Annotated in this window: 10 protein-coding genes and 1 tRNA gene; 3 read left to right on the top strand and 8 right to left on the bottom strand. The window is 61.6% G+C overall.

The window, feature by feature from the left end; genetic code table 11:
• Positions 1 to 21 precede the first annotated feature (21 nt).
• Positions 22 to 1,515 carry a glycerol kinase GlpK gene (gene glpK / locus AC1DPX_RS17630; RefSeq protein WP_477238439.1) on the top strand — a complete coding sequence of 498 codons (1,494 nt, stop codon included), beginning with the start codon at positions 22 to 24 and terminating at the stop codon, positions 1,513 to 1,515.
• A gap of 34 nt (positions 1,516 to 1,549) precedes the next feature.
• Positions 1,550 to 2,026: a DUF6882 domain-containing protein gene (locus AC1DPX_RS17625; protein ID WP_477238437.1), complete on the top strand. Its 477-nt coding sequence runs from the start codon at positions 1,550 to 1,552 to the stop codon at positions 2,024 to 2,026.
• A gap of 112 nt (positions 2,027 to 2,138) precedes the next feature.
• On the opposite strand, the gene AC1DPX_RS17620 is transcribed toward AC1DPX_RS17625, so the two are convergent.
• Positions 2,139 to 2,621: a BA14K family protein gene (locus tag AC1DPX_RS17620; protein WP_477238435.1), complete on the bottom strand. Its 483-nt coding sequence runs from the start codon at positions 2,619 to 2,621 to the stop codon at positions 2,139 to 2,141.
• Positions 2,622 to 2,925: 304 nt separating this feature from the next.
• Between AC1DPX_RS17620 and AC1DPX_RS17615 the strand changes: the two genes are divergently transcribed.
• A tRNA-Lys gene (locus AC1DPX_RS17615) sits at positions 2,926 to 3,001 on the top strand.
• 74 nt (positions 3,002 to 3,075) lie between these two features.
• On the opposite strand, the gene AC1DPX_RS17610 is transcribed toward AC1DPX_RS17615, so the two are convergent.
• The 7 genes from AC1DPX_RS17610 to AC1DPX_RS17580 all read right to left on the bottom strand — a co-directional run bounded on the left by AC1DPX_RS17610 (position 3,076) and on the right by AC1DPX_RS17580 (position 11,408).
• Entirely contained in the window at positions 3,076 to 5,142 is a 2,067-nt protein-coding gene (locus AC1DPX_RS17610; protein ID WP_477238433.1) for an acyltransferase family protein, read from the bottom strand.
• Between the two features lie 436 nt (positions 5,143 to 5,578).
• Positions 5,579 to 6,637 (bottom strand): ABC transporter ATP-binding protein, encoded by a 1,059-nt coding sequence (locus tag AC1DPX_RS17605; protein ID WP_477238431.1) that lies wholly within the window; start codon positions 6,635 to 6,637, stop codon positions 5,579 to 5,581.
• A 40-nt stretch (positions 6,638 to 6,677) separates the two neighbouring features.
• Positions 6,678 to 7,499 carry a carbohydrate ABC transporter permease gene (locus AC1DPX_RS17600; protein ID WP_477238429.1) on the bottom strand — a complete coding sequence of 274 codons (822 nt, stop codon included), beginning with the start codon at positions 7,497 to 7,499 and terminating at the stop codon, positions 6,678 to 6,680.
• Entirely contained in the window at positions 7,500 to 8,438 is a 939-nt protein-coding gene (locus AC1DPX_RS17595; protein ID WP_477238427.1) for a carbohydrate ABC transporter permease, read from the bottom strand.
• On the bottom strand, positions 8,438 to 9,775 hold the full coding sequence (locus AC1DPX_RS17590; RefSeq protein WP_202354302.1) for an ABC transporter substrate-binding protein: 1,338 nt from the start codon (positions 9,773 to 9,775) through the stop codon (positions 8,438 to 8,440). Before AC1DPX_RS17590 ends, AC1DPX_RS17595 begins: the two co-directional genes overlap by 1 nt.
• Positions 9,776 to 9,840: 65 nt before the next feature.
• A complete protein-coding gene (locus AC1DPX_RS17585) occupies positions 9,841 to 10,500 on the bottom strand; it encodes a GntR family transcriptional regulator (protein WP_202354303.1) in 660 nt (219 codons plus the stop codon).
• A gap of 23 nt (positions 10,501 to 10,523) precedes the next feature.
• Complete coding sequence (locus AC1DPX_RS17580; RefSeq protein WP_477238425.1) at positions 10,524 to 11,408, bottom strand: dihydrodipicolinate synthase family protein; 885 nt, start codon at positions 11,406 to 11,408, stop codon at positions 10,524 to 10,526.
• Positions 11,409 to 11,473: the final 65 nt, after the last annotated feature.

Below are 11,473 nucleotides of genomic sequence, written 5' to 3'. Positions count from 1 at the left end.
ATCCAGGTGGAGGACGCGGGAATGAATGGTTTTGTGCTGGCAATCGACCAGGGAACGACATCGACCCGGGCGATCCTGTTTGACGGTGAGATGAAAGTCGCCGGCAGCGGCCAGAAGGAATTCACCCAGCACTACCCGGCCTCCGGCTGGGTCGAGCACGATCCCGAAGAGATCTGGGCAAGCGTCATTCAAACGGTGAAGGCCGCGCTGAAGAATGCCGGCCGCGAAGCGTCCGATGTCGCGGCCATCGGCATCACCAACCAGCGCGAGACTGTCGTCATCTGGGACAAGGCGACCGGCAAGCCGATCCACAACGCCATCGTCTGGCAGGATCGCCGCACCGCACCGCTCTGCCAGAAACTGAAGAACCAGGGCCTGGAGAAGAAATTCGCCCGCAAGACAGGGCTGCTGCTCGATCCCTATTTCTCCGGCACCAAGATCGCCTGGATGCTCGACAAGGTGAAGGGCGCCAGGAAACGGGCCGCGAAAGGCGAATTGCTGGCCGGCACCATTGACAGTTTTCTGATCTGGCGGCTGACCGGCGGCAACATCCACGCCACAGACGCCACCAACGCGTCGCGCACGCTGGTCTACAACATCGCGGAAAATGCCTGGGACGACGAGCTTTTGGCCATTCTCGACATCCCGGCAAAAATGCTGCCGGAGGTCAAGGACTGCGCCGATGACTATGGAGTGACCGAGAAGAACCTGTTCGGCGCCGAAATAAGAATCCTAGGTGTTGCCGGCGACCAGCACGCCGCGACCATCGGCCAGGCCTGTTTCGAGCCGGGCATGATGAAATCCACCTATGGCACCGGCTGTTTTGCGCTGCTCAACACCGGCAGCGATCTGGTGCGTTCGAAGAACCGGCTCTTGACCACCATAGCCTATCGGCTGAACGGCAAGACCACCTATGCGCTGGAAGGCTCGATCTTCATCGCAGGCGCGGCCGTGCAATGGCTGCGCGACGGCATCAAGGTGATCGGCAAGGCCGAGCATAGCGGGCAACTCGCTGCCGAGGCCGATCCCACGCAAAACGTCTATCTGGTGCCGGCCTTTGTCGGACTGGGCGCGCCGCATTGGGACGCTGAAGCGCGGGGCGCGATCTTCGGGCTGACCCGCAATTCCGGACCGGCGGAATTTGCCCGCGCGGCGCTCGAATCCGTCGCCTACCAGACCCGTGACCTGCTCGACGCCATGCGCAAGGACTGGAGGGGGACATCGGCAAAAACCGTGCTCAGGGTCGATGGCGGCATGGTGGCTTCGGACTGGACCATGCAGCGGCTGGCCGACATTCTCGACGCGCCGGTCGACCGCCCGACCATTCTGGAGACGACCGCGCTGGGCGCGGCCTGGCTTGCCGGCTCGAAGGCCGGCGTCTGGCCCAAGGCGAAGGAATTCGCCAAGAGTTGGGCGCTCGAGCGGCGCTTCAAGCCGGAGATGGATACCTCCACGCGGTCCGCCAAGCTGGCAGGCTGGCGCGATGCTGTGCGCAGGACGCTGAGCGTGCCATAACGGTCGCCACGGAACGAGCTGAAGGTGGGGGGTCATGCAGCCAGACTGGTATCCTGCTTGGCGCGACGAGGCTTTTGAACAGCTGACCGCCAAGAATGCCATTTTGGAGAAGGAGTTCCGCCTCGGCCACTGGCCGCGCTATGACTATGACCTGACGACCGGCAGGCTTCTGTTTTCGGACAATGGTACCGTCAAGGTCGTTGCCGAGATTCAGATTGCTGGTTCGACAAGCGCCAAGGCTGGCAACTGGCTTTGGGCGTGGTCGAATTCCAACTTGCCCAACGAGCTTCTTGCCGACGCCAAACGGGTTCGTTCCTTCGGCGAGGAGAATGATGTTGCCGAACTTCGGCAGGCTTATGTGACCGACACGAAAGATGACCTGGAAACACTCGGCTGGGAACTGACCGCAACAATGGTGCGAGTCTGCGGCGCACTCGGAGCCTATCGTTCTCCGCGCGGGGAAGGCGGAGGCCTTTATCTGATGCTCAAAAGCGCAGGCTGGGCCAACTGACAGGACACCTCGGTCTGTTGATCGGGAGGCTGAAAGTCTCAACGAAAAAGGCCCGCGCCGTTTCCGACGCGAGCCCCTTACTCACACTCAACTACTGACACTCACTCTTGGATCAGTAAGGCGAGCGGCACTCCTGCCGCGGGCCGTAATTCGGCTGGAAGGTGTTGTCCGAAGCACGATAGCTGCGATAGCGGTCGTAGCACCACTGCACGTGCGAATTGCCTGCGTAAACGCGGTTGTTCTCGCTGTTGACGATGGCACCCGTGATCAGCGCGCCGGTCGCGAAAGCTGCCAGCGGAAACCAATAGTCTCCGTGGCGGCGGTAGCCGCGATGGTATTCGCGATAGCCGCGATGGCCATTCCAATAGCCGTCGCCGTTTCGCGCAAAGTTGCGATTGCCGTTAAAATTGCGGTTGCCGAAATTGCGGTTGAAGTGGCGGTTCTTCATCCACGGCTTGTAATCGACCGTCTGCACATCGCTCGAAGCCGATGCCGCCTGCGGCACGAACATCTGCGCCGCATTGGCAGGCACCGCAGTCGCGGCAAACGAAGCCGACAGGGTGGTCGCCAGTATACCCGATACGATCTTATTCATTGTCTTCTCCTTCGAAAGGGTGATTGACGTCCCTTGTGGCGAGACAACGGGTGGTATGGGGGAAGGTTCCTCGCTAAATCTCAAGTTGCTGATTTGTAATGTCTCTCCGGTCCCCCAGCAGTGCCGGCGAGAGGTGGTGCCATCGCTTCGCAGGGGGCGTTCCGACTTTGATCGAAGCGGGCAGGGTGCCACGGTGAAGATGCTTGAGAAGTCTGGCTTGCGAATGCTCTTTTTCCGGTTGACCGGTCGAAGCACTCTCCCTATGTTCCGCGCAATTTCGAGGGCCGCCCTTTCGCGCCCGCGGGAGCGCGTAGCTCAGCCGGTAGAGCAACTGACTTTTAATCAGTAGGTCATGGGTTCGAATCCCATCGCGCTCACCATTGTTTCACGGGAACTTCTTCGGGTTTCAGTTGGCGGACCGCATGCGCCGGCGCCAAGTCCGCCGGCAGGTGGTTTACATCCCAGCGCGCGTTGTTCGGTCTTTGGAAATTGTGGTCTCGATCGCTGACACGAAGTCCTCCACCAGGAGCGAATTGGCATAGGCGGTGACATGATCGCCGTCGAAGAACAACGGGTGCCCGTTCCTGAATGCCGAGCATGTCACTTGCGGGCAGAGCGTAGGCAAAGGATCCCAGACATGAATGTTCGGCAGAGCCGCTGATATCTCGGCGTAGCCCTTCAAAATTGGGGATCGAAGATTTTCTATCAACGTTCGATCGATGTCGAATCCGCCGGTACAGGACGGGTTCATTGAATTGAACCAATCACTGCATCGAAAGGCCGGGGCCCTGAAGATTGGCTTTGGGCCTTCGAATACAATCGACAGTCCCGCCTTGGAGAGGTGGGCAAGTTGATCGATGGCGTTCTTGACGGCTTGTTCCCTCTGCTGCTCGCTGCCCTGCGCGCTGCTGTCGGGGCGAGCAGCCTCTTGAAGGCTAAGTCGGGCCAGCCGGAGCGAGGGCAGGAACAGCAGGTCGCCAGGCTTGGCAATCCTGGCTATGTATGCTGCACTTGCACTAGTGGCATGAGCGCACGTCGGCTCAGTATCGCGGTCGAGATTCAAGCTGATAACCGGGCAACCGACGGTCGACAGCACCACTGTTCGAATGCCGGTTTCGAGCGTGAAGCGCTTCAGGAGAGGAATATAGGCTCCCGCGTGAGAGTCGCCCAGCACGAACAAGGTCTCACTGCGCCCTTCGCCCGGGCACCCGTGTTTGGTGAAGAACAGCGCTTCATCCACAGTTTGTGTGACGACGGCGCAGCCAGGAGATTGGGGAGGGGTGTCCGGTGAGGTCGCATACCATTCGCCCCGATTTCTCATGACCGTGCTCAAGGCGATTTCATATCGGTTGTCGCGCATCAGTTTGAAGCCGCAAAACGCGACAGCGATGGCGGCCAAAAAGACGGCGACAACGGCTATGTCGGAGCTGGTTCTCAGAAGCCGCAATCGACGCGTCGGTGTTTCAATCCAGAAATACGAGCCGAGGCTGAACGCCACCGCGACCAGCAACGCCGCCAATTTTGTCGCAGTGGTTTCGCTACCTATCGTCCATCGTGCGATCACGAAGACTGGCCAATGCCATAGGTAGAGAGAGTATGAGATCCACCCGACGAACCTGACCGGTTTTATCTCCAAAACCGCAAGGTGCGGCGCACGATTGCTTCCCAGATGGTAGAGGCATCCGATCAAGACAGTTGTGCAGGCAACCGCAGCGATGTTCTCAAGACCATGGGAATCCTTGCCAAAGTCGAGCGCGAAGGTCGCCACGAGCCCTATCAGCGCGATCGTGGCTGCAACATTGCAATGCCTTTCGAATCCCGTCCGTTCCCCGATCCGGCTGACAAGCTGAAAGCACAATATGCCGCATGCCAGCTGCCAGAATCGAGCATAGGGCATGTAGAAGGCGTGAAGCGGGTTCGCAGCCAGAAGATGAAGCCATATTGCCACCGACGCGGCGGCGAGCGCCCCATAGACAAGCGCCGAGAATCTCTTYCCGCGCGGTCCCATAACCCAAGGAAAAAACAGCAGCGGGAAAACAACGTAGAATTGTTCCTCAACCCCAAGAGACCACGTGTGGGTGAATGGGTTGAACTCGGTCACGGGTGAAAAATAGTCGGTTCCCTTGGCCAGGAAGATGTTGCTCAGGCCGACGAAGGCGGAAGAGGCGGTTCTGCTGATTGATGTGCTGAGCCAAGCGTCGGGAACAAACAGAAACGTGGCGAGCGCGCTGAACAGCAAGCACACCAACAGCGCCGGCATGATTCTCGTGAATCGCCGCGCATAGAATTCCAGGACAAAATGAAAAGCGGACTGGCCCCGGTAGCGCCTCGACACCGTATAGCTGACGACGAAACCGGAAATGACGAAGAAAACATCAACCCCCAAAAAGCCATTGGGGAGGCGCTCGCCATACAGATGGTAGAAGACGACCGACAGGATCGCGATGGCCCGGAGCCCATCAAGGAAAGCCAGGTAGTCCTTCGACGAGCGTTCCGAGGTCGAACCAAAGCTATCGGCCATTGGACGAAACATGCGTTCCTGTAGCTAAGAAATCCAATCGGACAACGTTCTGGTTCAGGCCAGCCTACAGTTCACGCGCCGCAGCCCTGACCTGCGGGCAATTACAGGATGTGCCGATCATGGGAAAGGCCGGGGACAGGATTTGTTTCGTTCGGGAGCTCTGTGAAGCTGATCCGTGGCTTGCAGTTGCAAGCCGAGGGTCGCGAGCGAGGGCATCCGCTCGCTCGCAAGCCTCCGCGGCGCGCCGCGATCGGCCGTTTCAACCGCTCCGTGACATATGCACGTCCAGAACCGCGGCCTTCTTGGCTATGAGGCCCTCCAGGTCTGCGTCCGACCGCTTGGTGCCTGATCTTGTTGCCCGACTGCGGGATGGGCAGAGCTTTTACGATAGTATCCGGGGTCCGTTTCGGACCCCTGGCTACAGAGCCTTCGAACCCTACAACCGCTGCCCGGTCTTGGCGTCGAACAGATGCGCACAGGCACGGTCCACCTCGATGCGCACTGGCTCGCCTTGTTTGAGCGCAAGCCGCTCGCGGAACAGGCAGGAGATTTCCTCGCCGCCGCAATCCACCTTGGCGAAGATTTCCGATCCTGTCGCCTCCAGCAGCGTGACCTTGCCGGGGATGCCCTGGGCCGTCGCGCGGATATGTTCGGGGCGGATGCCGTAGACGAGGTCGCCGCCTGAAGCGTGCGCMGGGTGGATGCCTTCCGGCAGCGGCAGGGTCAGTCCGCCGGTGCTGCGGAAAATGCCTTCCTCGATGCGGCCGGCGATGAAGTTCATGGCGGGCGAGCCGATGAAGCCGGCGACGAAGAGATTGGCCGGGCGGTCGTAAAGGTCGAGCGGCGCGCCGATCTGCTCGACAAGGCCGTCATGCAACACGACGATCTTGTCGGCCATGGTCATCGCCTCGATCTGGTCGTGCGTGACATAGATGGTGGTTGTGCCCAGCCGCTGGTGCAGCGCCTTGATCTCGCCGCGCATCTGGACGCGCAATTTGGCGTCGAGATTGCTGAGCGGTTCGTCGAACAGGAAGACCTGCGGATCGCGCACGATGGCGCGGCCCATGGCGACGCGCTGGCGCTGGCCGCCGGATAGCTGGCGCGGGTAGCGGTCGAGCAGCTTGTCCAGGCCGAGAATGCTGGCGGCCCTGCCGACGCGGCTGGCGGTGTCGGCGGCATCGGCTTTCTTGATCTTCAGGGCGAAGCCCATATTGTCGGCCACCGTCATGTGCGGGTAGAGCGCGTAGTTCTGGAACACCATGGCGATGTTGCGGTCGCGCGCCCGCAGATTGTTGACGACGCGATCGCCGATTGCGATCCTGCCGCCCGAAATGGTTTCGAGCCCGGCGATCATGCGCAGCAGCGTCGACTTTCCGCAGCCCGACGGGCCGACCAGGATGACGAACTCCCCATCGGCGATGTCGACGCTGACATCGTGAATGATCTTGGCGGATCCGAAAGCCTTCTGCACGTTGTTGATTGTCACCGATGCCATTGGGTTTTCCTCGAAAAGAGTGTGATGCCGGATCGTGCCTTCAGCCGCCCTTGACGGCGCCGGCGGTCAATCCCGCGACGATCTGCCTTTGTGCGAACAGGGTTAGGACCAGCACCGGCAGCGTCACCACCAGTGCGGCGGCGGCGAGCGGTCCCCAGCTCACCTGCTCGTAGGAGAGCATGTTGTAGACGGCCACCGGCAGCGTGCGCGTCTCGCGGCTGGCGAGCACCACGCCGAAGACGAAATTGTTCCAGGAGAAGATGACCGACAGGATGAAGGCGACAACGATGCCCGGCTTGGCGATGGGCAAGGCGACCAGCCGGAACACCTGCCAGGAACTGGCGCCGTCGAYGTTGGCGGCCTCTTCCAGTTCCATCGGTGTGGTCTCGAAATAGCCGATCATCACCCAGACCACGATCGGCACCGTCACCACCAGATGGATGATGATCTGCGGCCACAGCGTGCCGAGAATGCCGACCCATTGGAACAGCAGGAACAGCGGGATGAGGTAGGAAAGCCCCGGCGTCATGCGGGCGATCATGATCACGACCGCCGACCGTTCGGCCTTGAGGCGGGCAATGCCATAGCCGGCCGGTACGCCGATCAGCAGCGCCAGCAGCGTGGCCGTGCCGGTCACAAGGACCGAATTCCAGAGATAGAGCAGGAAATTGTTCTCCTCGAACACTTTTGCATAGTTCGACCAGGCAAGATGTTCAGGGATCAGGATTGGCGGATAGGCGCCGTTGTCGATCTCGAATTTCAGCGACAGTGAGATCATCCAGAGGAAGAACAGGATCGCCGGCGAGACGAACACCAGGGCCGCGAAAATCAGCCCGATCTGGTTGAGCAGCCGTGAACGCATCTATTTGCCCTCCACACCGATCCACTGGGAGCGCTGGCGCAACATCAGGAGGATGAAGGACAGGGCGACGATGACGATGAAGAACACCACGGCCATGGCCGAGCCATAGCCGATGTCGTAGTAGGAAAAGGCGGTGTTGTAGAGATAGATGTTGATGGTCTCCGAGGCCGTGCCCGGTCCGCCCTGGGTCATGGCGTAGATGATGTCGAAGCTCTTCAGCGCGTCGATGGTGCGGATGATCACCGCAATCATCAGGAACGGCGCGATCATCGGCAAAGTGAGATAGCGGAATTGCTGCCAGGCATTGGCGCCATCGATCTCGGCGCTTTCGAACGGCTCGCGCGGCACCGAGGCCAGCCCGCCCAGCACGATCAGCATCACCAGCGGCGTCCACTGCCAGGTCTCGACGGCGACCAGCGACGGGATGACCGTGCTGGCGTTGAAGATCCATTCCTGTGCCGGGATGCCGACCAGCGACAAGAGGTAATTGAGGACGCCGAGCTGGGGATGGAACATCATCGTCCAGACCAGCGCCACGGCAACCGGCGTCGCCATCATCGGCATCACGAAGACGCCGCGCAACAGGCCGCGCAGCGGGAATTTGGCGTCGAAAATCAATGCGGCAATGGTGCCGAGCACCATCGGCGCCGCAACCGACAGGAAGGTGTAGGTCAGCGTGTGCCACAGAGATTCCCAGAACCGCGGATCGCCCGCCAGCCGCAGATAATTCTCCAGGCCGGCAAAGCTCCGCGCCTGGCCGAGCGTCCAGCGGTTGACGCTCATCCACAGCGTAAAGGCCCAGGGGAAGACGATCACGGCGCCGACGACGACGAGGGCCGGGACGACGAAAGGCCAGTAATTGGGAGCCAGCCGGATCGTCTGGCTCCCTTCGATGGCCTGCGTCGTCACCCCGGTGCGTTCTGGGGTGGTGGCGGACATCAGCCTTGCTCGCTCCTGTCGAGGACGGGCTGGAACTGTTCGGTGGCCTTCTTCAGCTCTTCGGCCGGGTCGGCGCCGGCAATGAGATTGGTCAGCGCCACGCCATAGATGTCACGGAACTCGGTGACCGGGATGATGACCGGGAGCGACAGCCGGCTGACATTGCCGGAACCAACCACCGCGTCGAGCCAGCTGGCCGGCATGGTGACGCCTTCACGCACCTTAGGGTCTTCCAGAACCGACTTGCGGAACGGCACGCCTGCGCCTGCCTGCAGCAGGCGTGCACCCATGGCAGGTGAGATCGCCCATTGGCAGAAGAGATAGGCGGCCTCCTTCTTCTCGCTGGCGGACGTGACGCCGATGCCGTCGCCAAAAGTGCCCGCCGCGTGCGCCTTGGGTCCCTTGGGCATGACGCCGTAGCCGACCTTGCCGACCACCCTCGACTTTTCAGGATTTTCCATCGGCGGCGCAAAGCCGACGCCGTCGAACCACATGCCGATCTTGCCTTGCAGGAAGGCGGACTGCGCCTCGGCCCAATTGAAGCCGGTGACGCCTGGAGGGGCGGATTTGGTCATCAGCCTCTGGTAGAGAGCGGCGGCCTCGACCGCTTCGGGCGACGTCGTGCGCAGCTTTCCCTTGTTGTCGAGCGGCGTCATGTCGTAGCCGAGCATGAGCGATGTCCACACCGGGGTGTTGGCGTTCTTGAGGCCGCGGGCGACGAAGCCGTAAGTGTTGGTCGACGGGTCGGTCAGCGCTTCGGCGGCGGCGACCAGTTGCTCGAGCGTTTCGGGATATTTTAGGCCCTTGGCCGCGAACAGCTCGGTGTTCCAGTAGACGATCCAGTAGTCGACCGAGAACGGCAGCGAGCGCAGCACGCCCTGGCCATCCTTGGCGAACAGCATGCCGGCATCGGCGAAATCGCTCTCGACCAGCCCTGGATCGGTCAGTGTCGGGTCGGTGATATAGCTGGAAATGTCGGCCAGCCAGCCGCCCTTTTCGAACTGCCGCTTCTGCACGTGGTAGCTCAGATGCACGACGTCGAAACTCGGCTTGCCGGAGCTCAGCTCGATCACCGTCTTCTGACGCTGCTGCTGTTCAGGCGTCGCCTCGGCATTGACCTTGATCCCGGTCAGCTCCTCGAACTCGGCGAGGTATTTTATCAGCGTGTCGCTGCGCGGACTCTTGATCAGATTGACGTCCAGCGTCGTGCCGGCAAAGCGCTTCCAGTCGACGGCGGCGGCGAAGCCCGGGCGGATGCCGGCAATGCCGGCGGCGGCAAGTGCCGCGGATGCCTGCAGGAGCTGTCTCCTGGTGGGGTTGAACAGATTGGACGACATTTCTTCCTCCCGATTGCTGTCGTTGTTGTCGATTACGCCTCGACCGCGGCGCGGCTCACGCTTCCTCAGATTTGCAGCGCCAGCCGGCGCGCCTTGTCGATATGCAGGCTGATCGCCTCGACCGCCCTCTGCGGGTCGCGGCTTTCCAGGGCTTCGATGACCGCCAGATGCTCACGCATGACCGGCACGACGCGCCCGTCGATGCGGAAACGCTCCTGGTGGATCAGCCGGATCTTCACCGAGTTGACCAGATAGGCCTTGGCGATGATCTCGTTGCCCAGCGCGTTGATGAAGGTGTCGTGCATTGCCCAGTCGATGGTCTGGGCCCTGGCTTCCATTTCCGGCGTTGGCGTCTGCGACAGGGCCTGCGCCAGCATTTCTTCGTGTTCGCGCCGCAGCCGCGCAAGTTCGTCATCGGAAGCGCTGGTGGTGAACAGCGCGACCGCCTCACGCTCCATGAACAGGCGGAACTGGAAGGCCTCGCGGATCAGGCTGATGTCGATATGGGCGATCTGCATGCCGCGCTGCGGGATCGTCGTCAGCAGCCCTTCGGCCTCGAGACGCGGAACGATTTCGCGAATGGCGCCGAGCGGCAGGCCGGTGAAGGCCACCAGTTCGCGCTGCGATACGAACTGGCCCGGTAGCAGGTCGCGAGCCAGCAAATGCCGCGTGAAGCTGGCATAGGCCTTTTCCCTGAGGGTGGTCGGTTCGCTGCCGTCTTCCATGTCGAGGCGTGTCCCTTTGCCGGTCAGGCCGGTTCCCTGGCGAACAAGCTGTCAAAGGCGGCGCCAAGCTGTTGCTGGCCCTGCGCAGCGATCGGCTCCAGCGGTGGGCGAACCGCCAGCCAGCGGTCGTCTCCGGTCCGGCGCGCCACCATGACCTTGACCGCTGGCGTGACCGGATATTTCAGCAATTCGAGCACGAAGGTCTCGACGCGCGCATCGTCGCGTCCATCCTCGGCCATGGCGCGGACTTCGCCGGTGACGAAATTGGCCATGCCGGAGATCGCGCCTTGAGCCCCCATCCGCACCGCTCGCGCCAAATGCCGCTCGTCGCCGATCAGGATCACAAGATCGCCATGGGCGCCAAGCAGCGCCTCGCTGTAGTTCCAGTCCCCGCCGGAATCCTTGACGCCGGCAACGACGTTGGGAAATGCGGTGCGCAACCGGCCGATCAGGTCGAGCGATAGCTGAATCATGGTGACCGAGGGTATGTTGTAGAGCAGCACGTCACGGGCGAGGGGGCCGAGTGCTGCAAAGACGACGGAAAACCAGCCGAAAAGACCGTCTTCGCCGACATTCTTGAAGTAGCTCGGCGGCGCAAGCAGAATGTTGCGGGCGCCGCGCTGCAAGGCATGTCGTGCCTGTTCGGCGGCGTCTTCGGCGGCATCGACCAGCACGCCGGCAACGAACTGATGCGGCAGAATGCCGGCGGCCAGCATGGCATCAGTGACCGAACGGCGTTCCAGGGCGCCGACCGACGCACCTTCACCCGTGGTGCCGAACAGCGTGACGCTGCCGCATCCCTCGGCCAGACAACGCCTGGCCTGGGCGAGCATCGGGGATATGGCGATCTGCCCCGAAGCATCGAAAGGCGTGGCGAGAGCGGCTGAAAGGCCAAAGCGTGAGGTCACCGGGACGTCTCCAGAAGAAGCATGCACGCAGTGATAACTCACTAACATGTTAGTTGTAAACCGGC

The organism is Mesorhizobium sp. 01N446 (assembly GCF_056399285.1).
The sequence above is the reverse complement of the archived record's forward strand: the minus strand, read 5'-3'. Positions and strand labels throughout refer to the sequence as shown.